The organism is Helicobacter sp. (assembly GCF_029067145.1).
GTDB lineage: Bacteria > Campylobacterota > Campylobacteria > Campylobacterales > Helicobacteraceae > Helicobacter_D.
In genome coordinates this window covers 1-24,357 of sequence record NZ_JAIEFA010000016.1, presented here as the reverse complement: position 1 = coordinate 24,357, position 24,357 = coordinate 1, and the positions used below count along the sequence as shown (strand labels likewise).

25 protein-coding genes and 2 pseudogenes are annotated in these 24,357 nt (G+C 38.5%); 25 read left to right on the top strand and 2 right to left on the bottom strand.

What is annotated here, in order from left to right; all coding sequences use genetic code 11:
* The 9 genes and pseudogenes from K2N75_RS01215 to K2N75_RS01175 form a co-directional block, all read left to right on the top strand.
* Positions 1-477, top strand: a pseudogene (locus K2N75_RS01215) (hypothetical protein); the annotation flags it as partial.
* A gap of 62 nt (positions 478-539) precedes the next feature.
* Entirely contained in the window at positions 540-1,319 is a 780-nt protein-coding gene (locus tag K2N75_RS01210) for a class I SAM-dependent methyltransferase (RefSeq protein ID WP_297679597.1), read from the top strand.
* A 42-nt stretch (positions 1,320-1,361) separates the two neighbouring features.
* Entirely contained in the window at positions 1,362-1,490 is a 129-nt protein-coding gene (locus tag K2N75_RS01205; RefSeq protein WP_297679596.1) for a hypothetical protein, read from the top strand.
* Between the two features lie 232 nt (positions 1,491-1,722).
* The gene (locus tag K2N75_RS01200) at positions 1,723-4,056 is read left to right on the top strand and encodes a PEP-utilizing enzyme (protein WP_297679595.1); all 2,334 of its coding nucleotides are present in this window, start codon (positions 1,723-1,725) and stop codon (positions 4,054-4,056) included.
* A complete protein-coding gene (locus K2N75_RS01195) occupies positions 4,053-4,697 on the top strand; it encodes a gamma-glutamyl-CDP-amidate hydrolase (RefSeq protein ID WP_297679594.1) in 645 nt (214 codons plus the stop codon). Before K2N75_RS01200 ends, K2N75_RS01195 begins: the two co-directional genes overlap by 4 nt.
* Before the next feature lie 27 nt (positions 4,698-4,724).
* Complete coding sequence (locus K2N75_RS01190) at positions 4,725-5,483, top strand: phosphocholine cytidylyltransferase family protein (protein WP_297679593.1); 759 nt, start codon at positions 4,725-4,727, stop codon at positions 5,481-5,483.
* Positions 5,477-5,743, top strand: a complete 267-nt coding sequence (locus tag K2N75_RS01185) for a glycosyltransferase family 2 protein (RefSeq protein ID WP_297679592.1) — start codon at positions 5,477-5,479, stop codon at positions 5,741-5,743. The genes K2N75_RS01190 and K2N75_RS01185 overlap by 7 nt, the downstream gene beginning before the upstream one ends.
* Positions 5,743-6,408 (top strand): hypothetical protein, encoded by a 666-nt coding sequence (locus K2N75_RS01180; protein ID WP_297679591.1) that lies wholly within the window; start codon positions 5,743-5,745, stop codon positions 6,406-6,408. The genes K2N75_RS01185 and K2N75_RS01180 overlap by 1 nt, the downstream gene beginning before the upstream one ends.
* On the top strand, positions 6,389-7,672 hold the full coding sequence (locus K2N75_RS01175) for a glycosyltransferase family 8 protein (protein ID WP_297679590.1): 1,284 nt from the start codon (positions 6,389-6,391) through the stop codon (positions 7,670-7,672). Before K2N75_RS01180 ends, K2N75_RS01175 begins: the two co-directional genes overlap by 20 nt.
* 79 nt (positions 7,673-7,751) lie before the next feature.
* Here the strand turns inward: K2N75_RS01175 and K2N75_RS01170 are convergent, their stop codons facing one another.
* Together K2N75_RS01170 and K2N75_RS01165 are read right to left on the bottom strand one after the other, a co-directional pair.
* Positions 7,752-8,816, bottom strand: coding sequence for a glycosyltransferase family 4 protein (locus K2N75_RS01170; RefSeq protein ID WP_297679589.1), 1,065 nt, complete (start codon positions 8,814-8,816; stop codon positions 7,752-7,754).
* Positions 8,813-10,358 (bottom strand): annotated as a pseudogene (locus K2N75_RS01165) (glycosyltransferase). The gene K2N75_RS01170 and the pseudogene K2N75_RS01165 overlap by 4 nt, the downstream one beginning before the upstream one ends.
* A gap of 142 nt (positions 10,359-10,500) precedes the next feature.
* Here K2N75_RS01165 and K2N75_RS01160 point away from each other — a divergent pair.
* The 16 genes from K2N75_RS01160 to K2N75_RS01085 all read left to right on the top strand — a co-directional run bounded on the left by K2N75_RS01160 (position 10,501) and on the right by K2N75_RS01085 (position 24,261).
* Entirely contained in the window at positions 10,501-11,343 is an 843-nt protein-coding gene (locus K2N75_RS01160) for a 3'(2'),5'-bisphosphate nucleotidase CysQ (protein WP_297679588.1), read from the top strand.
* Positions 11,344-11,495: 152 nt separating this feature from the next.
* Positions 11,496-11,618 (top strand): hypothetical protein, encoded by a 123-nt coding sequence (locus K2N75_RS01155; RefSeq protein WP_297679587.1) that lies wholly within the window; start codon positions 11,496-11,498, stop codon positions 11,616-11,618.
* A 33-nt stretch (positions 11,619-11,651) separates the two neighbouring features.
* Positions 11,652-13,892, top strand: a complete 2,241-nt coding sequence (gene topA / locus K2N75_RS01150; protein ID WP_297679586.1) for a type I DNA topoisomerase — start codon at positions 11,652-11,654, stop codon at positions 13,890-13,892.
* 9 nt (positions 13,893-13,901) lie between these two features.
* Positions 13,902-14,306 carry a pyridoxamine 5'-phosphate oxidase family protein gene (locus K2N75_RS01145; protein ID WP_297679585.1) on the top strand — a complete coding sequence of 135 codons (405 nt, stop codon included), beginning with the start codon at positions 13,902-13,904 and terminating at the stop codon, positions 14,304-14,306.
* On the top strand, positions 14,307-15,146 hold the full coding sequence (locus tag K2N75_RS01140) for a biotin synthase (RefSeq protein ID WP_297679584.1): 840 nt from the start codon (positions 14,307-14,309) through the stop codon (positions 15,144-15,146).
* A 10-nt stretch (positions 15,147-15,156) separates the two neighbouring features.
* The gene (locus K2N75_RS01135; RefSeq protein ID WP_297679583.1) at positions 15,157-16,089 is read left to right on the top strand and encodes a YihY/virulence factor BrkB family protein; all 933 of its coding nucleotides are present in this window, start codon (positions 15,157-15,159) and stop codon (positions 16,087-16,089) included.
* Positions 16,090-16,210: 121 nt separating this feature from the next.
* Positions 16,211-16,963, top strand: coding sequence for a hypothetical protein (locus K2N75_RS01130; RefSeq protein WP_297679582.1), 753 nt, complete (start codon positions 16,211-16,213; stop codon positions 16,961-16,963).
* Between the two features lie 122 nt (positions 16,964-17,085).
* Entirely contained in the window at positions 17,086-17,478 is a 393-nt protein-coding gene (locus K2N75_RS01125; protein ID WP_297679581.1) for a hypothetical protein, read from the top strand.
* Positions 17,479-17,508: 30 nt separating this feature from the next.
* The gene (locus K2N75_RS01120; RefSeq protein WP_297679580.1) at positions 17,509-17,973 is read left to right on the top strand and encodes a hypothetical protein; all 465 of its coding nucleotides are present in this window, start codon (positions 17,509-17,511) and stop codon (positions 17,971-17,973) included.
* Positions 17,974-18,257: 284 nt separating this feature from the next.
* Positions 18,258-19,586, top strand: a complete 1,329-nt coding sequence (locus K2N75_RS01115) for a hemolysin family protein (protein WP_297679579.1) — start codon at positions 18,258-18,260, stop codon at positions 19,584-19,586.
* Positions 19,587-19,588: 2 nt separating this feature from the next.
* Positions 19,589-19,777, top strand: a complete 189-nt coding sequence (locus K2N75_RS01110) for a hypothetical protein (RefSeq protein WP_297679578.1) — start codon at positions 19,589-19,591, stop codon at positions 19,775-19,777.
* Positions 19,778-19,789: 12 nt separating this feature from the next.
* On the top strand, positions 19,790-20,284 hold the full coding sequence (gene purE, locus K2N75_RS01105) for a 5-(carboxyamino)imidazole ribonucleotide mutase (protein ID WP_297679577.1): 495 nt from the start codon (positions 19,790-19,792) through the stop codon (positions 20,282-20,284).
* An 8-nt stretch (positions 20,285-20,292) separates the two neighbouring features.
* On the top strand, positions 20,293-20,847 hold the full coding sequence (locus tag K2N75_RS01100) for a DUF3972 domain-containing protein (protein ID WP_297679576.1): 555 nt from the start codon (positions 20,293-20,295) through the stop codon (positions 20,845-20,847).
* The gene (locus K2N75_RS01095; protein WP_297679575.1) at positions 20,783-21,940 is read left to right on the top strand and encodes a damage-control phosphatase ARMT1 family protein; all 1,158 of its coding nucleotides are present in this window, start codon (positions 20,783-20,785) and stop codon (positions 21,938-21,940) included. The genes K2N75_RS01100 and K2N75_RS01095 overlap by 65 nt, the downstream gene beginning before the upstream one ends.
* A 68-nt stretch (positions 21,941-22,008) precedes the next feature.
* Complete coding sequence (locus K2N75_RS01090) at positions 22,009-23,310, top strand: SLC13 family permease (RefSeq protein ID WP_297679574.1); 1,302 nt, start codon at positions 22,009-22,011, stop codon at positions 23,308-23,310.
* 9 nt (positions 23,311-23,319) lie between these two features.
* Positions 23,320-24,261 (top strand): KpsF/GutQ family sugar-phosphate isomerase, encoded by a 942-nt coding sequence (locus K2N75_RS01085; RefSeq protein WP_297679573.1) that lies wholly within the window; start codon positions 23,320-23,322, stop codon positions 24,259-24,261.
* Positions 24,262-24,357: the final 96 nt, after the last annotated feature.

The following is a 24,357-nucleotide window of genomic DNA, read 5'->3' as shown; positions in this document are numbered from 1 at the left end:
CCCCCCCCCCCCCCCCCCCCCCCCCCCCCCCCCCCCCCCCCCCCCCCCCCCCCCCCCCCCCCCCCCCCCCCCCCCCACCCCCCCCCCCCCCCCCCCCATTTCACTGCTATATGGAATCCTAGAAATATCCTAGAGGGTTCAGTATTTTATGAGATTGAACAAGAGATTAAGAATATTGTTCCAGAGCTTGCTAGAGTGAGTAGCGGGACGCAAAATGTGAAAAAATGGGAGGAAATCCTCGTCTCCACAGGGGATTTTACAGACTGCTTTTTTATGGAATGCGACTACATAGAGATAATGGACAAGGCGCGTTATCTTGGGGCGTGGCATTCTGTAAATGATATACAAGCCCAAGCAGGGGAGCAAAGATGGAAAAAGATTTTGGAAATGATAGAATCCAAAATCTCGGGATTAGAGACTTTAGAGATTCCTTATAAGATTCGCGCTTGGACGGCTAGAAAGTCCAACAAAAGCTAAAAGGAGGCTCTAGGTAATCTTTTCTTGTCTCTTGCATTGGGCAACTTTAAAAGGAAACAACAATGCAAGAGAACAAGAGAATCGTAGAACAAGTATGGGATTACACCAAACACGCAAAATATTACAGCTACCGCCCAAATTATGCGCCCAAAACGATTGATATGCTTATCACTTTGGCTAAAGGCGAGAGTGAGAAAGCTTTGAAAGTCGCAGATATTGGCGCAGGGACAGGGAATCTAAGCATTATGCTTTTAGAGAGAGGTTGTGAAGTGGTGAGCGTGGAGCCAAATGACGCAATGCGTGAAATTGGTATAGAGCGCACAAAAGGTGCAAAAATTGAGTGGGTAAGGGCTACGGGCGTGGATTCCACATTGCAAAGCGGCAGTTTTGATTGGGTAACCTTTGGAAGTAGCTTTAATGTAATGGATAGGACAGAGGCGTTAAAAGAAGCGCATAGACTGCTTAAAGGCAATGGATACTTTTCGTGTATGTGGAATCACAGAGACTTAAACGACCCCATTCAGCAAAAGGCAGAAAATGCGATTCTCTCCATCGTGCCAAACTACACAAGAGGTGTGAGACGCGAAGACCAACGCCCAATTATTGAAGCACATAAAGAGCTTTTTGATAATATTATCTATATTGAAGAAGATTTTTATTTTCACCAAAGCTTAGAAAACTATATCTTAGCGTGGCAAAGCGTGAAAAATCCTTATTGGGATTTAGAGACTAAAGAAGGACAAGAGATTTTTGATAAAATCACTGCAAAAATGCGAGAAGTTCTCCCTCAAGAATTTGACATCAAATACACGACACGTTGTTGGAGCGCAAGAAAGGTATAGAATCTTAACTAGAGTAGTCATCGCAAGGAATGAGTGGGGCAAATGATGAAGCCTATCATCAAGCATACTTATAATTCTGTTGCCTTGTCATTGCGAGAGAGTGGAATGAACGAAGCAATCCATAACTTTGCAAAAAGCAAATCAAATAATGGAATCACAAAAGAAGTTTAAGATTATAGATTTGTGCTAAAATGGGCAAACTGCTACGCAGTGTGCGCTTCGGACAAAGTCTCGCAATGATGCAGTAGAATATGTAAGCTAAAATGTTAAATTGCCACGAAAATTTTTCAAATTTTCTCGCAATGACGGAAAGCGTGGAATCTATTGCAATAGCGTGGTGGTTAGCGTTTTTGATATAATTTTAGATATAATGCCAACTTGTATTAAATTTTTAAGGCAAATAATGCAACCCTTATCTTTTATCTCCAAAGCCCAAAATTTATTTTCTCTACAATCTCGCCTCAAAAGTGCCAAGATTCTACCGCTTTTTATTACAAGCTTAGAACAAATACAGGACAACCAGACAAGCGTTTTAAAATCCATTCAAGCATTGGTGCAAGGGAATGCAGAAGTAAAACTTATCGTTCGTAGCAGTTCCAAAAGTGAGGATAGTGCGGAATCCTCTAATGCGGGGGCATTTTTAAGTCTTGCAAATGTGAGTGTGGAATCCCACGCGCTTTTGGAAGCCCTGCGTAAAGTCGGGGCGTCTATGCCAAAAAGTGATGATGAGATTCTCATTCAGCCAATGCTAGAGGATATTGCGATGTGTGGCGTGGCGATGAGTGCGGATAAGGATACACTTGCGCCTTATTATTGCATTGAATGGGATAAGAGTGGCTCAAATAGTGCAATTACTGATGGAAGCGCGAAAGGCTTAAGCTTTTTTGCCCACAAAGAAGCGGAGTTGCCAAAAGAAAGCACTTTAAAAGCTATTATTCTAATGCTAAGGGAGCTAGAATTCCTTTTTGATTATCCTTTTTTAGATGTGGAATTTGCGATAGATTCTAAAGGGAATTTGTATTGTCTGCAAGTGCGTCCGCTTGTAGTGAAGGATAAGCTGAATCTCTATGAAGCCCTACCATTTAGTGCGCTAGAGAGATTGCAAAAGCGCATTGTATCTCTGCAAAAGCAAACGCCAGATATTTATGGCAAAAGAGCGATTTTTGGCGTAATGCCCGATTGGAATCCCGCCGAGATTTTGGGGCTGAAACCTAAGCGGTTGGCTCTAAGCCTTTATAAAGAAATCATTACCGATAACATTTGGGCGTATCAGCGGGATAATTATGGTTATCTGAATTTACGCTCCCACCCGCTTATGCACTCATTTTTGGGGATTCCATACATTGATGTACGCCTCTCTTTTAATTCTTTTGTCCCCAAAACTTTGGATAAAAAAATCGCAAGTAAATTAGTAGAATATTATTTAGATACGCTAGAGGAAAACCCGCATTTTCACGACAAGATAGAATTTAATATTGTGTTTTCTTGCTATGATTTTAATATTCAAAGCAAATTAAAGAATCTCCTTGCAAAGGGATTCAATGAAAATGAGATTAAAAGGCTAGAATTTGCACTTTTGGAGCTTACAAACTCCATTATTAACCCTAAAAAAGGCTTGTATATCAAGGATTTAAAGAAAATTGCAAAGTTAGAGCAAATTTGCAGGGATTTAGAGGATTCCAACTTGCCGAATTTGGATAAGATTTATTGGCTTTTGGAATCTTGTAAGAGATATGGGACTTTGCCTTTTGCTGGGATTGCAAGGGCTGGGTTTGTGGCAGTTGCTATGCTTAATTCTCTTGTAGAAATTGGGTTTTTTAGCTTAGCGGAAAAACAGGCATTTTTAAATTCTCTTAACACGGTGAGCAAGGAGTTAGCCTCAAGTGTTGCCACGCTTACAGAGGAAACAAAAGCAGAGTTTTTAAGTAAATTTGGGCATTTGCGCCCTAGCACTTATAATATCTTAAGCCCACGTTATGATGAGGATTTTGAAAATTATTTTGATTTAAAAACAAAACAAAACTTGGATTTAAATGAAAATGCCTTTGTGCTAGATTCTAAAAAGTTAGAATCTTTAGAGAATCTTTTAAGCGAACACGGGCTAAAGATTAGCGCAAAAGAGTTTTTAGGATTTTTAAAACGTGCGATTGAGGGGCGAGAATATGCGAAGTTTGAATTTACCAAACTGCTCTCCCGTGCTTTAAACCTTATTGGCGAACTTGGGGATTATTATGGAATCCCAAAAGAGGAAATGGCGCATTTGGATATTCAAAATATCTTAAACCTTTATGCTTCGCTGTATTCTAAGAATCCAAAGGAAAGATTTTTGGAGGAAATCAAAAGGCACAAGGAGGAATACGCCCTCACTTTGAGCGTGAAACTGCCTGTGTTGCTCACGAATGCGGAGCAGGTCGTGAGTTTTTTAAGTGCGGAGATTGTGCCAAACTTCATCACGCAAAAGTCTGTGAGTGCGCTCACTAATGATTTAAGCGATACAGAGTTAGAAGGTAAAATCGTGCTGATTAAATCCGCAGACCCCGGATTTGATTATTTGTTTGCAAAAAATATTGCGGGATTGATTACTTGCTATGGCGGGGCAAACTCGCATATGGCAATTCGCGCAAGTGAGCTTGGATTGCCCGCTGCAATTGGCGTAGGCGAGGAAAACTTTAGCAAATTTCTCAACGCAAAGCGCATCAAGCTAGATTGTGAAAGTGGGCAAATCGTAGTCTTATGAAGTTTATTGGTATTACGCAAAGATTGCTAGAAAATACGAGTTATTATGAGGTGCGTGAGGCTTTAAGTGTAGAGTGGGGAGAGTTTTTTAAGGAACATTTGCAGGGCTTTTTGCCTCTGCCTCTAAGCTACGCGATTCCTTTTGGCACCTATGCGGAATCTCTAGGGGAGAGTTTAAGCGGTGTGATTCTAAGTGGGGGAAATGATTTAAACTCTTTAAATCCTAATCCGCTTTCTGCTATGCGCGATGAATATGAGGTGCAAATACTTACGCATTGTTTGCAGTATAATCTGCCTCTGCTTGGAATCTGTCGTGGTGCGCAAATGATAGCACATTATTTTGGGGCAAAGTTGGAATTCTTAAGCGGACACATTGGCAATCATCAAGTTTTTGATGTCCGCAATAAGGAGAAATTTGAAGTCAATTCTTTTCATAACTATGGTATTAGAGATTTAGGAGATTGCTTAGAAGCTTTGGTAAAATCGGAGGATTGTAGCGTAGAAGCATTTAAAACTAAACATAAGCCAATTTTTGCTCTAATGTGGCACATTGAGCGAAAAAATGGTATGGAAAAAGATAGAATCTTTCAAGAGTGGTTAGAGGCAATTGGTTCTGTGAATAGGGTTGAAAGTAGTTGTTGAAAGATAGATAAATTTAAAGGGAAAGTTATGAAAGCATTGATTTTAGCGGCGGGATTTGGTTCGAGGCTTATGCCTTTGACGCAGGATAATCCAAAATGTATGGTGGAATATCGGGGTAAGAAGCTTATTGACTATGAAATAAACGCTTTGAGAGGGGCTGGAGTTAGTGAAATTGCGGTAGTGGGCGGATATTTGTTTGAGGTTTTAAAAATCTATGTGGAATCGCAATTTTCTATAAAAAATCTTTATCAAAATAAAAATTATGATAAAACAAATATGGTGCAAACAATGCTTTGTGCGCGTGAATTTTTGGAATCGTGTGTGAAAGAAAAGCAGGACTTGATTATTTCGTATGCAGATATTGTGTATAGCACAGAGATTGTGCGCGCATTGGTGGAATCGCAAGAGCCTTTGAGTATTGTAGTAGATAAAGATTGGCGCACATTGTGGGAAAAGAGATTTGCAAACCCGCTTTTGGACGCAGAGACATTAAAGATAAAAGAGGGCAAAGTCCTAGAGCTTGGCAAAAAACCTAAGAGTTATGAGGAGATAGAGGGGCAATACATTGGGCTTTTTAAGTTTTCTCACCACTTTTTGCCACAAGTTTTAGAATTTTATGATAGCTTGGATAGAGGCGCAATGTATGATGGCAAGGATTTTTTAAATATGTATATGACGAGCTTTTTGCAGGGTTTGATTGATAGATTTGGTGGCGCAGGGGCAGTGATGATTAATGGTGGCTGGTGCGAAATTGATTTTAAAAGTGATTTGGAGATAGAATGCTAAAAATTTCTATTATTATCCCTCTATTCAATGCCGAAAAATTCATCGCAAGGGCATTGGAGAGCTGCATAAGGCAAACTTATTCTAATATAGAAATCATTGTTGTAGATGATAAATCAGAGGATAAAAGCATAGAAATTGTTAAGCAATTTTGTCAAACAGATGAGAGAATACATTTGATAGAAAATGACAGCAATCTAGGTCCCTTTGCGTGTAGGAATAAAGGGGCAATATATGCTAATAGAGGGGGGGGCAGATTCTAATGTTTTTAGATTCTGATGACACTTTGGAGAAAAATGCTTGTAAGGAAGTTGCTTTGAGCTTTCAAGAGGGAATAGATTTATGTATTTTTCAATTTAAACGTCAAGAGGGAGAGATACAATATCAAGAAAACTCTTGGTTTAATCAGGATTTATCTTTGAATCTTGATGAATTTGAAAAATTGTGGATTGATAATGGAGGTAGCAATCTCATTAACTCTCTGTGTAACAAGGCATTTAAAACAGAAATCTTTATCCAAAACCTTGAACAAAATCTAAAAAATATTCAAGAGAGGCTTTTAATGGCAGAAGATGCGATGGTGAGTATATCTTGTCTATCCTATGTAAAAAAAGTTAAGCTTTTAAATCAGCCCCTTTATATTTATTATGTCAATGAAAATTCAGCAACTCAAGAAAAGACGAATTTATCTAAAATTGCTTTATGTTTGCAAAATTTGCTTTTTGCAATAAATTTTTTAAAGCATTTGCCACAGATTCCTTTGAAAAGTCATAATGTATTCATTGGAATAGCAGTTTGCAACCTTAAAATTCATTATTTAGATTTGCAAAAGAGCATAAATAAAGGCTTTTTTTGTCGTTTAGGGCTTAAAAACAAATTGCTTAAATCTCCATTTAAAGGTTTTTTGAATGTTTCATATTGTTTTTAGTGCTGATGAGAACTATATTCCATACACTGCGGTTTTGATTGCAAGTATTGTCCAAAACACCGACACTTCAAAGGGTTTTGAAAGACTTTGCCAATCCTCTAATATGGGGGATAATAGCGCAATTAGGAATCTTAAAGTGGAATCCTTGAGCAAGAGGCAAGAGGGTTATATTTTTCATATTTTAAGCGATTCTGTGAGTGAGCAAGCAAGGGAGAAGCTAAAGGGGCTTGAAAAGTCCTTGACTGAAATTTATCCTTGCACAATCCAAGTCCATATTATGCAAGAGTATGATTTTGAGAGATTTCCTAAGTGTGGTGCGGCACATAGCAATTATTTGCCTTATTATCGTTTAAAAATGGACGCTTTTTTGAATAGGGAAGTTGAAAAATGCCTTTATCTGGATTCGGATATGCTCTGTTTATTTGATATTAGGGAGTTGTTTGCGCTAGATTTAAGTGATAAGATTGTCGCTGCTGTGGGGGATTGTGGCACGAAAAACCGCAAGATTAAATTTGTGCAAAAAGGGCAAAAAAAACTTCATTTTTTTGACGAAAATTACTTTAACTCTGGATTTTTGCTTCTTAACGCCAAAGAATACAGAAAATATGCAATAGAAAACAAATGTGAGGAGTTAGCCTCTTGCTGCACTTATATTACTGCAGCAGACCAAGATTTGCTCAATGCTACGATTCCGCAGGATAAAGTGCTGAAACTCCCTTTTGCCTATAACTTTCAGACGATAAGTTTTTGTTATGCTATTTGCAAAGATGAGAATCCCAACCGCTTAAACTACACAAGAGCGGAATTTACAAAAAGCTTCAAAAGCCCTAAGATTCTACACTTCGGGGAAAAGCCTTGGAAATATTTAAAATCGTATTTGGATAGTGAGGGCAGAAATATCAGTGCGCTTTGGTGGGATTATGCGGCTAAAACCCCTGCATTTGGGCAAGAATTGCTAGCAAGCAAAGAGAAAGCGCAGGATTATTTGATTCAAGCAGGGCTTGGAGCGGAGGCTTTGGAACACTATAAAAGCCTATTTGGTATTTTTAAAATCCGCTCATTGATAGCCAATCCGCAAGAGGATTTGAAGGTGTTGCAAAGTGCAAATGGAATCCCTGATGAGGCTTTTGGGCTTTGTCTGATTGTGGGGGAGATGATTTTCTATGCAAGGAGGAGAAAACGGGGAGCATTAAGTGTGCTTTTGAAAATCCACAAGGTGCAAAAAGCCTTTTTGAAATATCATCATCTCTCAAGAATGGAGTAGGCTTTCGCACCCTTGCGCGTCATTGCAAATGCAAGTTTTGCAATCCATAATATGATATTTCGTTTAGGGGTGCAAAGTATTATTTGGAGTTAAAGAGGGTATTCCATTGCTGCATTATTTTTTCTTTAGAAAATTTTTCTTTTGTGATTTCTTTTGCTCTTTTACCAAAGGTTTGACGCAAGGTTTCATCGTACATTAAAAGTTTCAACTTGAGCGCATAGGCTGACAAATTGTTATCCGCAACCAAAAAGCCACTTTTGCCATCTTCTATGATGTCGCTTGGACCTGTTAGAATATCAAAGGATACACAAGGCATTCCATAGGAGCTAGCCTCCAAAAGCACGGTGGGTAATCCCTCATATTTGCTTGTCATTGCATACACGCTTGCGTTTAAATATTCTTTTTCTATTTCTTTGGTGAAAGGCTTAAGGATTATGGAATCTTGAAGGTTTTGCTTACAGATGAGTTGCTCTAGCTCTTGCTTACCTTCCCCCTCGCCTACAATATGAAGTTTCCATTCTTGAAGGCTTTTATCTTGTTGAATTAGTCGCCAAATTTCAATTAAACTTGTGAAGCGTTTTTCATCACCTTTGCTCATTCTGCCTATGGATAAAATGATCTTTTGGGATAAATCGGCGTTTTTATTGGGGATTTGCGTTAGGAAATTTGGTATGATTTGGACATTTTTTATTTTGCTTTGCCAAAGTGCGAGTTGTTTGCTTGTTAAAATAATGTTAGAATCAAAAAGTTTGTTTTTGTATGTCCAACTTCTTTTAAAGACTTGATGATGAATCTTAAAATACCTTGTATTTTTATTCTTAAAATAGGGAAAAAAGTAGCAATTATAGAGGATAATGTCTTTATCTTTAAACATTTGCTTCATTTTGTGAGCAACAAAAAAACGATAGATTGTTTTGTTGAATAATCGCTTCAAAGGGTGCTTGGTATGCACATTAAGTGTGTTTGGAAAAAAGCTTAAGGCAATGTTTGGATTAAGCGTGTAAGGGCATTTGTCGTTTTTTTTATAAAAGCTTAGAATCTCTACATCAAAGGCGCTTTCATCAAAGGCATTTGCAAGGTTGCAGACCACCCGTTCCACGCCACCACCGATTGTAATATCATTCGCTGTGATGAGAATTTTCATTGAGGATTCCATTGGATTGTTTTATTTTTTAAAGTCTGTAAATACATTTGGTGGTTTTGGGATAGATTTGCCTTGTTGTTTTCTTGGTGGTAGAGATGATAGGCGATTCCTTTAAACTTTAGCCTTCTTAATTCTCCGTTATTAAAGAGGAATCTCGCGACAAACTCGCTATCCTTTCGCCCCCAACTTTTGAAGTTTTCATTAAAGCCATTTAAGTCTTTCCAATCTTGTTTAAAAAAGCTCATATTGCAACCTCTAACGCCCTTGATAAGCTCGCTTTTATCAAAAATATTTGCTTGAACTTTGGAAGTTTTGTAAATAAGGCTAGAGAGCAAGGCGCATCGTTTGGATTTAAAATGATGAGAGAGTTTCTCATTCTGCCCCCCCCCTCATTGCTTTTTCGCTTATTTGCTTATCTAGTATAACCCTAGAGCCTTGCAAAAAGACTTTATGCTTTGCAAAATCCAAATGGTCTTTGATAAAATGGGATTCTAAAACCATATCTCCATCAATGAGGATAATGTATTCTCCACTCGCGGCATTAATTGCCTTATTGCGTATGGTGTTTAAGCGGAATCCTTCGTCCTCTTGCCAAATGTGTAAAAGCGGACAGGGAAAAATCTTTTGATATTCCCCAATGAGCTGTGCGGTGTCTTCACGACTGCCATCATCGGCAACGAGAACTTCACTCGGCAGATAATCAAGATTTTTGACACTCTCTAACACACAGCGCAAAGAATCCTTGCTATTATAAGTCGTGATAATTAAAGAGCAAGTAGGAATCTTGTGCGTGAGTTCATAGAGTTTGGCGTATTTGAAAAACACACCCAAAGCATTGCAGAGGCTAATCACAAAGCCTTTGTAACCATACAAAAATCCTTTTTTCAAAAAATAATCTCTAAGAAACTTCCACGCACTCCGAATACAAGCACTACCCATAGAGGTTGTTTTGTGTAGATTCTGCTGCGCCCATAGATTGGAGTATCTTTGCATTTTTTCTAGTAAGCCATAAATGCTATCATACGCATAATGTTTTAAGCCAATTTGTACTTTGATAACTTTTGCCTCTGGACTTAGAATCAGGCTTTCATGCACGGCATTATCGTTAAAATGCGTGAAAGTTTTGTTGAAAACGCGTAAAACATAATCCGGATACCAACCACAAGCCTTAATCCATTCGCCTTTGTAGAGATTCTTACGTGGCAGAGCAAGGATTGTTTCTCTATCAAGCGACATTTGCTCCAATTCCTTTAAAAAATCTTGCTCCAAAACCTCGTCCGCGTCAATGAGCAAAATCCAATCGTTTTTCGCCTTTGAGATTGCGAGGTTTTTTAACGCTCCAAAGCCGATAAATTCGCTTGTGTGAATGTGGAGATTGGAGAAAGATTCTTTAAAAGAGAGGGCGATTTTTAGGGTATCATCGCTGCTTTGATTATCTAGCAACACGATTTCATTAAAGCATTGAATGGAGCGGAGGCATTCTTGCAAAGTCGCTTGTGCGTTTTTGACAAGTATTACAGCAGAGATTTTTGAAAAATCCATAAATTTATATCCTTGCTTTTTGTTTTGCCATTGTAGCAGATTTCATCGCATTTGATTATTTTTAAAGGCAGAATTGCCCATTTTATCTTAAATTTAATGCAAATTTTGATACAAGTTAAACTTACAATACGAAGGAATGACAATGCAAGAATTACTCTATCAAAGTGCTTTGAGCGCGCTTAGGGCGGGGGAGTTGGTATTAAAATATTATGGTTTGGAGGAGTTTGCGTTAAAGTCGGATTCTTCGCCTGTTACAAAGGCGGATTTGGAATCTAATGCACTCATTACGCAAGAGTTGTTGGCAAATTCTCCTTATAAAGTTTGCTCCGAAGAGGCAATTTTGGAGTATGAGGAGCGCAAGAATTTAGAATATTATTGGCTGATTGACCCGCTTGATGGCACAAAGGATTTTTTGGCGCAAAATGGTGGTTGGACGATTAATATCGCCCTTATTCACAGCCAACGCCCGATTCTAGGCGTTGTGTATGCGCCTGCATTTCATCAACTTTTTATTGCTTTCAAAGGTTTTGGAAGCTTTACTTTTGAAGTGGAAAAGCTAAAAAATGCGTTAAAAACACAAACATTGAATGTTCTATGGTTGAAAAAAAATAAACATAAGTTAAGTGGAGATAGAATCGCGCAAGATAAGCAGATTCTAGCGTGCGATTCTATGTTTCATAGCACACAGCAGACGCAAGAGTTTTTCCAAAAATACAATTTAAAAGTGCAAAAATATGGCTCTTCGCTCAAGGTTTGCGCGCTTGCAGAGGGCAAGGCAGATATTTATCCACGCTTCAATGGCACGAGCGAATGGGATACCGCGGCGTGCGATATTGTGCTAGAGGAAACGGGAGGAGAGATGTTGGATTGTGAGACAAAAAAGCCTTTAGCATATAATAAACCAAGTGTGCGGAATCCCTATTTTATCGCATTTGCAAAGTCGCAAGTTGGAGGGAAAATTTATCAGGATTTTATGCAGGGATAAAGCTAATCATTGTGTTTTTGTGAGGCAAACCGAAGCAATCTATATATTAAGAATCTCACCCTTGATTTAGGGATTCCATTGCCAAGGTTACTTTTTACAAGATTATAGATTGCCGCACCGATAAATCGGCTCGTAAGGACGAGATATTCTTTTTGTATGCAGCAATATGGATTGTCGCAAATGCTGCGCAGAATCGCAAAGATGCGGCAGGAAATTATCAAATCAAAGATTCAAAACAAATCTTGAAATTTGGGTATAAATTTTTGTATGATTAGCAAAATCTAAATTACAAACTTTAAGGCGGAGTTTTGAAAAGTTTAATTATCGTAGAATCGCCCACAAAAGCGCGGACGATTAAGAATTTTTTGGGTAATAAATATGAAGTGATTGCTTCTAAGGGGCATATTCGTGATTTGCCCAAACACACTTTTGGGATTAAGATTGAAGACCAAAATTTTATTCCGGAATACAAAATTGATGAATCGCATAAAGCGGTGGTGAGTGAGCTAAAGAAGCTAGCAAAAAATGCAAAAGAAATCTATATCGCAACCGATGAGGACAGAGAGGGAGAGGCTATTGGCTATCATATCGCCACAGCAATTGACAAAGACCCGCATAAGCTACCTAGAATTGTATTCCACGAAATCACGCAAAAGGCGATTGAGGATTCTTTGAAACACCCGCGTCTTATTGATATGGATAAAGTCAATGCGCAACAAGCAAGGCGGCTGCTAGATAGAATCGTGGGGTATCGTTTAAGTCCCTTGATTGCCTCTAAGATTCAGCGCGGATTAAGTGCGGGCAGAGTGCAAAGCAGCGCGCTAAAGATTATTGTAGATAGAGAAAAAGAGATTCTGAATTTTAAACCTATTATTTATTATACGATTGAAAGTAGCTTTGCTGCATTGAATAAGAAAGCCAATGGTATAGAGGCAGAATTGGTAGAGTTTAAAGGCAAAAAACTAGACAAATTGAGCATTAAAACGCAAAAAGAGGCAAAAGAAATCGTAGAATCTCTTAAAAAATCAAGCTTTAGCATACAAAATATAGAAACCAAGCGACGCAAAACCTCTACCCCGCCACCCTTTATGACTTCTACCTTGCAACAAAGCGCAAGTTCTATGCTGGGATTCTCTCCCTCACGCACGATGCAAACTGCGCAAAAACTCTATGAAGGGGTGATGACGCATAAAGGCTCTATGGGCGTGATTACTTATATGAGAACCGATAGTTTAAATATCGCAAAAATTGCGCAAGAGGAGGCGCGCAAGCTGATTGTGAAAACCTATGGCAAGGAATATGTGCCAACCAAACCCAAAATTTATGCAACTAAAGCAAAGGGCGCGCAAGAGGCACACGAGGCGATTCGCCCAACTCTAATGGATTTCACACCGCAAATTGCCGCGCAGTATTTAAAAGGCGATGAACTCAAGCTCTATTCCTTGATTTACAAGCGATTCTTTGCGTCCCAAATGAGCGATGCGGAGTTTGAATTGCAAAATCTATGGATTCGTAGCGACACAGCACTTTTAAAGGCAAGCGGGCGTAAGTTGCTTTTTGATGGCTTTTATCGTGTGCTAGGCAATGAGGATAAGGACAAATTATTGCCGACTTTGGAGGTTGGGAGTGCGTTGCAATTAGAAAAATGCAAGGACGAAAAGCGTGAGACAGAGCCTCCCTCAAGATTCTCTGAAGCAAGTTTGATTAAAACTTTGGAATCATTAGGTATTGGACGCCCTAGCACCTATGCCCCAACGATTTCTTTGCTGACTTCAAGGGATTATATCACGATTGAAAAAAAGCAAATCAAGCCTCAAGAAGTGGCTTTTAAAGTGGTGGAATTGTTAGAACAACATTTTAATGAAATTGTGGATTCCAAATTTACTGCAAATTTGGAGGAAAAGCTTGATGAAGTGGCAGAATCTAAGCAGGATTGGCAACAACTTTTGTGGCATTTCTATGAGCCTTTTATCCAAAAGATTAGCGAGGGCAAAACAAAGATTCAAAGCCAAAAATTAGCAATTCCCACAGGTGAAACTTGCCCGCTTTGTGGCAAGGAATTGGTGCGAAGAAATAGCAGATATGGTGAGTTTGTGGGTTGTAGTGGCTATCCAAAATGTAAATATATTCAAAAGGAATTCAATCCCTCTAATGAGGAATCCCAAAACTTTGGTGTTTGTGAAAAATGCGGCAAGGAAATGGTAAAAAAACGCGGTAGAAACGGAGAGTTTCTCGCCTGTAGCGGTTATCCAGAATGCAAAAATACAAAGCCTCTAAATCCAAGCCAAAGGAGCGCACCACAAGCCTTAGAGGGTGTGAAATGTCCAAAATGTGGTGGAAATATTTTGGAGAGGAATGGGAGATATGGGAAATTTTATAGTTGCAAAAATCACCCTAAATGCGACTTTATAGCCAAATTTCCACCAATAAACCAAAAATGCCCCAAGTGTAATTCCTTGCTTATGCGCAGGACATTTAGAAATAAGCCCATTTTAGAATGCTCCAATCCCGAGTGTAAAGCAAGAATGGATGATACACAATCCAATTAAGGAGAGAAAATGACACAAGAAATTTTAGATTTTTTAGACAAAAATGTAGGGTTTTTGGCAACCAAAGGCACTTGTGGGAATCCTCGCGTGCGCCCGATTCAGTCGCCATTATTTTATCAAGGCAAGTTGTATTATTGCACTTCTAAAACCAAAGGAATGGTGAAGCATATACAGAATTTTTCTAATGTAGAGCTTTGCGCTTTTGATTCTAAAGAAACTTGGATAAGAATCCGCGCGGAAATCGTCTTTGAGGATAATGCGGCAGTCAAAGAAGCAATGTTTGCAAAATATCCTTTGGTAAAAGAAATTTATGTAAGCCCGACAAATCCGGATTTCGCTGTTTTTTATTTCAAGAATCCAAGTATCAAAATTCAAAGCCTTAGCGGGCGCGAAGAAGTGATAAAGGAATCTTAAATGAATGAAATTTTCTTATGTAGCATTTGCAATGTCTCTAGCGGAAGCTGTGCAGAGGATTGCGCGTATTGCACTCAAAGTGCAAAATATAATGCAGAGATTGACAAGTATAAATACAAGCCGATTCCGCAGATTTTAGAGGAAGCAAGGAGGGCAAGCGAAAATGGAGCATTGGGATTCTGTCTTGTTACAAGTGGGCGCACTTTAGACTCTAAGCGGACAGAATATATTGCAGAAGCTGCGCGTGCGATTGTTAAAGAGGGATTGCATTTGCATTTGATTGGCTGCAATGGAATCGCAAGTGTAGAGGCACTGACAGAGCTTAAAAATGCGGGGATTGCGAGCTATAATCATAATTTGGAAACAAGTCAAAACTTTTTTCCCAAAATTTGCACAACGCATAACTTTAAAGAAAGATATGAGACTTGTGAAAACACTTTAAAAGCAGGATTGGGTTTGTGTAGCGGTGGAATCTTTGGCTTAGGAGAGAGTTGGCAAGATAGAATGGACTTACTCTATGCCTTGCAAACTCTAAAGCCCCATAGTTCCCCGATTAATTTCTTTATACCAAATCCCGCCTTGCCCTTAAGTCAAGAAATTTTAAGCCAAGAGGAGGCATTAGAATGTGTAAGATTAGCGCGAGAGTATTTGCCCAATGCGCGTTTGATGATTGCAGGAGGGCGGGAGCGCGTGTTTGGCAAGGAGCAAAAAGCACTCTTTGAATGCGGAATTAACGCGGTGGTGTTGGGCGACTACTTAACTACTAAGGGTAATACACCAAAAGAGGAAGTAGAGCGGATTAAGTCCTATGGATATGGAATCGCAACGAGCTGTGAGTAGGATAAGATAAATGGAATCGCCCAAAAAACAGGATTTAGAATCGCAAGTGATGAATGTATCCAAGATGAGTGATGAAAATCTTTCGCGATTCCAATCTTTCTTAAGCAAGGATTTGTTAAAAACAATTGGTAGAAAATTATGGTTGCTTGTGCGCTATTTGTATATTTTTTTGAAAGGCGATTTGCTGTATTTTGCTTCAAGCCTTAGTTTTTATACGATTTTTGCGCTTTTGCCTATGCTTTTGATTGTGTTTTCTCTCGTGGCGGCGATGCCGGAGTTCAAGGAATACTTAGAGAGTTTCAAGAATCTTATCATTACAAATTTCATTCCCACGCATTCAGATGTTTTTCTAAGCTATATGGATAGTTTTTTGCAAAACTCTACAAAACTAGGCGGAATGGGTTTTATCTATGCGTTTGTAACTTCTATTTTGTTTTTTAAAAATTATCAAGATATTGCAGGAAAAATTTTTCACTCTAAAGCGCGCGGTTTTTGGGATTCTATTTCAGTATATTGGACTTGTATGACGCTTTTTCCGCTTGGGATTTTGTTTTCTCTTTATTTGAGCGCGAAAGCCTACGCACTTTTGCAGGAATTAGGTTATAGCACTTCTATTACTTGGTTCTTTCAGCTTATGCCTTATTTTGTCGTATGGGCAGTGTTTTTTATGCTTTTTAAAATCTCGGCAAATACAAAAATTAGCAATAAAAATACTCTGACAAGCTCTCTTATTACCGCGCTTTTGTGGTCTCTTTGTAAATGGGGCTTTGTGTATTATGTGTTTTATAACAAAGCCTATTTGACGCTTTATGGCTCTTTTAGTATTTTGCTTTTTTTGTTTATTTGGGTGTATCTTTCGTGGGCGATTCTGCTTTTTGGAATGAGTCTTAGTCGCGGGATTGATGAAATGTTTATAAAAGAGTTAGAATCGCAAAGTGAGTAGGGGGTTGTATGGGCTTAAGTGGAATCGTTGCTTTTGCTGTGTTGGTTTAAAGCAATGTTTCGCATAGAATAAACAATAAAAATTAACTTATTTAGATTTATAATAGCACAAAAGGAAGAATATGCAAACACAAGAAATTTCAAGTTTTACTCCAGAAGTTACAGAACAGCTAAGATATTATGTTTATCGTCTGATTGACCCAAGAAATGGGAAAACATTTTATGTAGGCAAAGGTAAGGGCAATAGAATTTTTGAGCATTTAAAATGCGCTTTAAAAGATAAGAAAGAGGATGAAAATTTAAAGTATCAAACAATTAGAGAAATCAAAGAAGCGGGATTAAGTGTGATTCATATCATTCAAAGGCACGGAATGAGTGATGAAGAGGCGAAGTTGGTTGAGGCTACATTGATAGAGTTTATAGGATTAGATAACCTTACAAACAAGCAAAATGGTGTAAAATCCGATGATTATGGTGTATGCAATGCCATAACTTTACAACGCGACTTAAGCGCAGAAGTATTTAAAGAAGATGAAAATACTCCGCGGTTTATTATCATTAAAACTAAACAAGAAGTTATAGATGAGCTAGGCGGTGGCGAAAAAGGTAGATATGAAGCCACAAGAAGCGCGTGGAAGCTAGACCCTAAAAAAGCAAATAAATATCCCTATGTGCTATCTGTAACCAATGGAATCGTAAAAGCAGTCTATAAAATAGATGAAAAAGGTTGGACAGATTCAGAGCGTGAGGGTAGATATTGGTTTGAAGGAAGTGAAGCGGAGAAGCGAATAGCTAAGTTATTTTTAGATAAAAGAATCCCAAATAAATATAGAAAAAAGGGACAAGCAAGTCCATTTCTTTACCCTGTTCCTTAATTCTTTGGTATCTTAAGGAACACTTTTTGCTTAAGATTCTACATCTCTTAATTTTAAAAGAAGTCAAAATGACAAGAAAGTTATTTAGTCTTGCATTTAAAATTTATATCAAGTGAAAAACTATGAAATCACCTATTGATATTGATAGTGGGGTTAATCCCACTATTGCAAACCAAATAAATAAAGCCTCTAATCTAAACAATTCTAGCCCTCGTAGTGAATTTGAGCTACTTATGACGCAAGTTTTAGGGGATTTACAAGAACAAGGCAAAAAAGAAGAGGCTTCAAATCTCTTTGCATTTGTGGGTGCTGCAAATTGGATATTGCGACACAGAGAGGGCGCACCAGCGCAAAGCACAAATGATATTGCAAGGCTAATTCCCATTATAGAATCTCCAACAGATATTCAAAAAGGCACACATTTAGGGCAGAGCGAAAGCCTAGAGCATTTTGAAAAGCGCAAAAATGCAGCCATTGATATTTTAAGCGAGATTTTGCAAGGGATTAAGGGCTAAGAATCTTACAAACCAAATAAGGAAAAGTTTATGCAAATTAGCAACAATCATTCCTACAATATTTATTATCCGCGCGGAAACTCCTCCCGAGCAGAGAATCTAAAGGAGCAGGAATCGCCAAAAACTTATGGAGAAATTTTAGATGAGGCAATACAAAAAGAAAAAGAAAACGGAGGAAATTCTGTTGCTAGAAATGTATCAAAAATCTACATCGCAAATCTTAATACTGCCTTGCTTGAGGGCGAAAATCTCTATGGCACACTTAGTTTTAGCAATATGAAAAAGGTTCTTGCGGAACGTAATATGGAAATAGATTCAAACAAAATTCAAAATCTTTTGTTTAACAATATTGCTTTTTTGCAAAAACAAGAGAATAATGAAAGTAGGCTTGATGAATTTGGGAATCTAAGCTCATTGCCACAATACATTTTTGAAGTAGAGAAATCCCAAGCTATTGACATTTTAAGCGAGATTTTGCAAGGAATCAAAACTTAAGATTCTCTCTTGCATCTTACCACTGCGTCATTGCGGAATTTTGTTAGAGGCTGTGGCAATCCAAATAAAAGAATCTCGCTGAAATGTTTGCAATAGAATCTTTAAGTTATGCTTGATTATGGATTGCTTTACTAGCGTTCGCAATGACGCAATAGCCAACTTTCTGTCCTTGCAAGATTCTTACATTTAAGATAGAATCCAAAGAGTGAAAGCGAAAATTTTTAAAATTTTAATATGAAATTATGCTAAAATATAACATTTTCTATCTTTATAAAGGAGATTTTTTGGACACCGAGTCGTTTCTTTGGGCTATTTTTGCATTCTTTTTGGTTATGCTCAATGGTTTTTTTGTGCTTTCTGAATTTGCAATCGTCAAGATTCGTCGTTCTCGTTTAGAGGAATTAAGTAGGAGAGAAGTTCCAAGTGCAAAATTGGCACTTAAGATTACAGGTAAGCTAGATTCTTATCTTTCTGCAACACAGCTTGGCATTACGCTTTCTTCTTTGGGTTTAGGTTGGGTAGGTGAGCCAGCAATTGCGCGATTGTTGGAAGCGCCCTTTAAGTATTTTGTCGGCGAAAATCCCGTGCTACTGCATTCTGTTAGTTTTATCGTTGCGTTTAGCTTTATTACTCTTTTACATGTTGTAGCAGGAGAGCTGATTCCAAAGTCTGTTGCGATTGCGAAATCCGAAAAGGCAGTGTTGTTTGTCGCGAAGCCTTTACATATGTTTTGGATTCTCTTTTTTCCGCTGATTCGTATTTTTGACTATTTGGCGGTTTTTTCTTTGCACAAAATGGGCATTAAACCCGCAAGTGAGGGAGAGGAGAGTGCGCACTCCGAAGAGGAGCTTAAAATTATCGTAGGAGAAAGCCTAAAAGGCGGCTATTTGGATACGATTGAAAATGAGATTATCCAAAATGCAGTGAGTTTTTCGGATACGATGGCAAAAGAGATTATGACGCCTAGAAAAGATATGATTTGTTTGTATGATGATAATTCCTATGAGGAAAATATGCGAATCGTAACTTCCACAAAGCACACGCGTTATCCTTATTGCAAAGAGGGCAAGGATAATATTATCGGAATGGTGCATTTGCGAGACTTGCTTGAGACGATGTTGAGTGAGAATCCCTCCAAAGAATTGGAAAGTTTAGTTAGAGAAATCATCATCGTTCCAGAAAGTGCTTCAATTTCAAATATTCTAATTCAGATGAATCGCCGCCAAATCCACACTGCACTTGTTGTAGATGAATATGGAGGCACGGCGGGTTTGCTAACAATGGAGGATATTTTAGAGGAAGTCATCGGAGATATTAGCGACGAACACGACAAGAAAAACGACGATTACCACAAAATTGATGAGGATTCTTACTCTTTTGATGGTATGTTGGATTTGGAACGCGTTGCAGATGTTTTAGGGATTGAGTTTGAAAAAGACACCGAGCAGGTAACGATTGGAGGTTATGTTTTTAATCTTTTGGAGCGAATGCCTGTTGTAGGTGATGTGATTAGTGATGAATATTGCGATTATGAAGTTTTAGCGACACAAGGTGCTAGAATCGTGCGCTTAAAAGCCACTAAAAAACCTTTTAAATTGAGTAATAAGGAATAAATGTGCTTGGCTGGTTTTTAATGCTTTTGCAGCTTTTGTTTATTGGGTTAAAGCTTGCAGATAAGATTCAATGGTCGTGGTGGCTTGTGCTGTTGCCAACTTTTGCTTATTTGTTTTTATATTTATTTTTATTCACTTTGATAATGAGCGGATTGTTTATTGGGCTTGGTTTGTCCTTGTCAGTATTATAAAAAGGAGAAAAAATGGAATTTGTGGCAATTTTAATGGGAAGTAAAAGCGATTATGAAGTGATGAGCGCGTGTATCAAGGTGTTAGAAAAGTTTGATGTCGCGTATGAAGTCATTATTAGTTCGGCACATCGCAGCCCGAATCGCACAAAAGAGTATGTGAAAAATGCGGAACAAAAGGGTGCAAAAGTTTTTATTGCCGCAGCAGGTATGGCGGCGCATTTGGCAGGAGCGGTAGCATCACAGACGACAAAACCTGTGATTGGCGTTCCGCTTAAAGGTGGGGCTTTAGAAGGTCTAGACGCGTTGCTTTCTACTGTGCAAATGCCCTCTGGTATGCCTGTTGCTACTGTGGCTTTAGGGAAAACGGGCGCAGTCAATAGTGCGTATCTTGCTATGCAAATCTTGGCATTAAGTGATGCAGAATTAGGCGGAAAACTCAAAGAGGACCGCGTGATGAAAGCAAAAAATGTGGAATTGGATTCTAGCGATATTGAAGTAATTTTGTAAGGTAGAAAATGGAAACTTGGGTTGTAATTGATGAGTTTGTAAAGCTTGCGCAATTAGAAAAAGAAAAAGTCTTGGAAATGGTGGCAAAGGGAGAATTGAAAAGCAAACAAGAAAATGAGCAATTCTACATTGATGCAGGAAGTGGCACACACGCATTAGTCAAAAGTGGCATTACAAGTGGCGGTGCGGTGATAGTGCAAGGAGAAAATGCTGTAAGTAGTGCCGTAGATAGTGAGTTTGTGGAAAAAACGATTGGCACGATTCTAAGCCTGCACGAAAAGGTTGTAAGTTCTAAAGAGGAAACTATTTCAAGCGTCAAAAACGAAAATCAATTTCTTAAAGACGCGCTTTTTAACACCCAAGAAGTCTATGAAGACGACAAGAAAACAATCGCGATTCTTAGGGAGCAATTACGCGCCGCACAAGAGGAAATCGACTTTCTTAAGCGCAAATATCGTTTGATGTGGGGCAAAGCGATTGATGTAAAAGCAAAAGGAAATGCCCAAGAACAAGAGGGCGAAGAGCCAACTACAAAAGATTCAACTAAAGCTAAAGAATCATAAAGTCAAGGATTTTCTCATTAATTTAACCTATGAATGCCTAGAATGTTTGCTCAAACAAGCGCAATCTACCGCAAAGATTCATTGTGCGCAATTCTATAAGGATTCCAAAGAATCTGCGCAAATAGAGCAAACGACTTGCAGTGTTGTCAAAGACTTGTTTCAGACTTTAGAGGATTTTCAAGATTTAAGTTTGGAAAATTCAAAGAATGAAAATAGGAATCTAACATTTAAAGATAAGGCAAAATTGCAAGACTTGATGCGGGAATTTTTCAAGCAAAAATATGCCCTCTCTTTTGGCGTGGAATCCCAAAATCATTTTGAGATTCCACCTACAATGTTGGCGGTGCTTGTGTATGATAGAATCCATAAAAGCTTAAAGGACTTTTCTCCTTATGGCAAAATAAAGGAGGCGAGTATCCAAAAGGCAAGATTGTATAAGCAATATTTTTTGGAATCTCTCCACAAGAAAATAGAATCTCAAGCAAGTATTACACAAATTTTAGAATTTGCGATTCGCATTAGTGTGCTTGGAAATGTTTTGGATTATGGTGCGCAAATGTCTTTTGATTTGGAGGAGCAAGCACAAAAGATTCTTGAAGTCCCTTTTGCTTCTTTTGATTTGGAAAGTTTTTTGTGCCGCTTGAAGTCCGCGAAAAATCTAGTGATAATAGGGGATAATGCTGGGGAGAATGAGTTTGATGAGATTTTGATTGTTGCGTTAAAGTCGCTATATCCGCATTTGGAAATTTTTTATTTTGTGCGTGGGGCAGAGATTATCAATGATATTACTTTGACAGATTTAAAGCACACAGATTCTGCGCTTTTTACGCTTGCAAAAGTTGTGGATAGCGGCGTGATGAGTCCGGGATTCATAGAATCTTTAGCAAGCGCAGAGGCAAAGGAAATTTATCGTAATGCCGATGTGGTTTTGGCAAAAGGAATGGGAAACTTTGAATCTATGGAAAATTTGGCAAAACAAGACAAAAGAATCTTTTTACTTTTTAAGATTAAATGTGATGTGGTGAAAAATTATTTGCAAAAAAATTTAGGAGATTTTGTGTTTTTTAATCCAAATTTGTATGCGATTTCATAAGTTAATCTATTAATTTTAAGTTTTTATTAAGTAAAATACATTTCAATTCTCTAATTCAAAGGCGATAAATGCTGACAAATCCGGTTGTGGTGTCTATTCTGGTTATGGGCGTGCTGTGTTTGGCACGACTAAATGTGCTTTTAGCGATTTTGATTTCTGCGCTTGTTGCGGGAATTTTGGGCGGAATCGGTGTAGAAAAAAGTATCAATCTATTAATTTCTGGTATGGCAGGAAATCTTGAAACTGCCTTGAGTTATATCTTGCTTGGAGCACTTGCGAGTGCGATTGCGCGCACAAATTTGACCTTGATTCTGATTCATTATATCGCTAATTTTGTGCAAAATCGTCGGTTGATGTTTTGTCTTTTTATTGCTTTTTTTGCGTGTTTTTCACAGAATCTCATTCCGGTTCATATCGCCTTTATTCCGATTCTGATTCCTCCTTTGTTGCCTTTAATGAATCGCTTAAAGATTGATAGGCGCGCAGTTGCTTGCGCCTTGACTTTTGGTTTGAAAGCTCCTTATGTAAGCTTTAGTGTAGGGTTTGGATTGATTTTTCACACAATTTTGCGCGACCAACTCAATCAAAATGGTGTCAATGTAGATTTAAGTGATGTTTCAAGTGTGATGTGGATTGGCGGGCTAAGTATGCTTATTGGCTTGCTTCTCGCTGTTTTTGTGTTTTATCGCAAGCCTCGTGAATATCAAAATACCTATTTGAGTGAAGAATCCCTTGAGATGTTGGAGCGTCCAAGAATGCAACGCAAGGATTTTGCGGTATTGCTTGGGGCGATTGTGGCTTTTGTTGTGCAACTTTGGGCTGGTTCATTGCCTCTAGGTGCGTTGTGTGGAATCGTTTTGATGGTGTTGCTTGGCGGAATCCAATGGGGAGAAATTGACGAAGTAATGGAAGAGGGCTTTAAAATGATGGCATTTATTGCATTTGTAATGCTAGTTGCCGCAGGATTTGGCGCAATCTTAAAGGAAACAGGCGCAATCCAATCCCTCGTGGATTATGTCGCTACACTTGCTGGAGGAAAATTCGGCGGAGCATTGATGATGTTGCTTGTAGGATTATTAATCACAATGGGAATTGGAACTTCTTTTGGAACGATTCCAATTATCGCGGCAATTTACTGCCCTCTTGGATTGGAGCTTGGTTTCTCTCCTGCTGCAATCATTTTGTTGGTTGGAATCGCAGGAGCATTAGGTGATGCAGGAAGCCCTGCAAGTGATAGCACATTGGGACCAACGGCTGGATTAAACGCGGATAAACAACACAATCATATCTGGGATACTTGTGTGCCGACTTTTTTAACCTATAATATTTCGTTAATTGTTGGCGGAACGATAGGTGCAATTTTGTTGTAAGGAATGGCAATGCAAGATTTTACAAAGATAGCAAAAGAAGTTTTTGATTTGGAATCCAATGCGATTTTGGGATTAAAATCATTCGTGGGTGAGGAATTTAATGCAGTGATACTTAAGATTTTGAATCTTAAGGGGCGTTTGGTAATCAGTGGTATGGGAAAGTCTGGACATATTGGGGCAAAGATTGCCGCAACTCTTGCAAGCACAGGAACGCCTAGCTTTTTTATGCACCCTGCTGAAGCTCTACACGGAGATTTGGGTATGCTTACTTGCGAGGATGCTTTGCTTGCAATTTCAAATTCGGGAGAGAGTGAAGAAATTTTACGCTTGATTCCTTCTATCAAAGCGCGTCAGATTCCATTAATTGCAATGAGTGGTAAAGCGCATTCTACGCTCGCAAAAGAAAGTGATTATTTTTTGAATGTTAGCGTCGTACAGGAAGCTTGCCCTTTGCAGCTTGCTCCTACGAGTTCAACAACGGCAACACTTGCAATGGGAGATGCGATTGCAGTGGCTCTAATGCGTGCGCGCAATTTTAAGCCAGAAGATTTCGCATTATTCCACCCCGGAGGTAGTTTAGGGCGCAAACTTCTCACACGCGTAAGAGATGTTATGGTGAGTGAAAATTTACCGCTTGTTATGCCTAATACGCCTTTTAAGGAATTGATTGCTGAAATGACTTCTAAAAAGCTTGGTGTGTGTTTGGTAGTAGAACAGAGTAAATTATTAGGTATCATCACAGATGGCGATTTGCGCAGGGCTTTGAGTGCAGAAAAATTCAATGCGCTTGCTTGCGAGATTATGACTAAAAATCCTAAAACAATTTCAAGCAATGCGATGGCAACAGAGGCAGAATCTCTTATGCTAGAATATAAAATCAAAGAATTGATTGTCCAAGATGGCGAATGTCTAGTCGGAATTGTGCAACTCTATGAAATCGGTAGAGTTTAGAGGTTGATTCTCTAATGGGTGGGGTAAATTACCGAATTAATAAATGCCTTAGAGTGTGATTCTATTTTGTTTTATTTAAAAAATATTAAGATTTTT

Bases quoted from the DNA above. Each gene is read 5' to 3' on its own strand.
- K2N75_RS01210 (WP_297679597.1), top strand. From the start codon at position 540: ATGCAAGAGAACAAGAGAATCGTAGAACAAGTATGGGATTACACCAAA.
- K2N75_RS01205 (WP_297679596.1), top strand. From the start codon at position 1,362: ATGATGAAGCCTATCATCAAGCATACTTATAATTCTGTTGCCTTGTCA.
- K2N75_RS01200 (WP_297679595.1), top strand. From the start codon at position 1,723: ATGCAACCCTTATCTTTTATCTCCAAAGCCCAAAATTTATTTTCTCTA.
- K2N75_RS01195 (WP_297679594.1), top strand. From the start codon at position 4,053: ATGAAGTTTATTGGTATTACGCAAAGATTGCTAGAAAATACGAGTTAT.
- K2N75_RS01190 (WP_297679593.1), top strand. From the start codon at position 4,725: ATGAAAGCATTGATTTTAGCGGCGGGATTTGGTTCGAGGCTTATGCCT.
- K2N75_RS01185 (WP_297679592.1), top strand. From the start codon at position 5,477: ATGCTAAAAATTTCTATTATTATCCCTCTATTCAATGCCGAAAAATTC.
- K2N75_RS01180 (WP_297679591.1), top strand. From the start codon at position 5,743: ATGTTTTTAGATTCTGATGACACTTTGGAGAAAAATGCTTGTAAGGAA.
- K2N75_RS01175 (WP_297679590.1), top strand. From the start codon at position 6,389: ATGTTTCATATTGTTTTTAGTGCTGATGAGAACTATATTCCATACACT.
- K2N75_RS01170 (WP_297679589.1), bottom strand. From the start codon at position 8,816: ATGAAAATTCTCATCACAGCGAATGATATTACAATCGGTGGTGGCGTG.
- K2N75_RS01160 (WP_297679588.1), top strand. From the start codon at position 10,501: ATGCAAGAATTACTCTATCAAAGTGCTTTGAGCGCGCTTAGGGCGGGG.
- K2N75_RS01145 (WP_297679585.1), top strand. From the start codon at position 13,902: ATGACACAAGAAATTTTAGATTTTTTAGACAAAAATGTAGGGTTTTTG.
- K2N75_RS01140 (WP_297679584.1), top strand. From the start codon at position 14,307: ATGAATGAAATTTTCTTATGTAGCATTTGCAATGTCTCTAGCGGAAGC.
- K2N75_RS01135 (WP_297679583.1), top strand. From the start codon at position 15,157: ATGGAATCGCCCAAAAAACAGGATTTAGAATCGCAAGTGATGAATGTA.
- K2N75_RS01130 (WP_297679582.1), top strand. From the start codon at position 16,211: ATGCAAACACAAGAAATTTCAAGTTTTACTCCAGAAGTTACAGAACAG.
- K2N75_RS01125 (WP_297679581.1), top strand. From the start codon at position 17,086: ATGAAATCACCTATTGATATTGATAGTGGGGTTAATCCCACTATTGCA.
- K2N75_RS01120 (WP_297679580.1), top strand. From the start codon at position 17,509: ATGCAAATTAGCAACAATCATTCCTACAATATTTATTATCCGCGCGGA.
- purE (WP_297679577.1), top strand. From the start codon at position 19,790: ATGGAATTTGTGGCAATTTTAATGGGAAGTAAAAGCGATTATGAAGTG.
- K2N75_RS01100 (WP_297679576.1), top strand. From the start codon at position 20,293: ATGGAAACTTGGGTTGTAATTGATGAGTTTGTAAAGCTTGCGCAATTA.
- K2N75_RS01095 (WP_297679575.1), top strand. From the start codon at position 20,783: ATGCCCAAGAACAAGAGGGCGAAGAGCCAACTACAAAAGATTCAACTA.
- K2N75_RS01090 (WP_297679574.1), top strand. From the start codon at position 22,009: ATGCTGACAAATCCGGTTGTGGTGTCTATTCTGGTTATGGGCGTGCTG.
- K2N75_RS01085 (WP_297679573.1), top strand. From the start codon at position 23,320: ATGCAAGATTTTACAAAGATAGCAAAAGAAGTTTTTGATTTGGAATCC.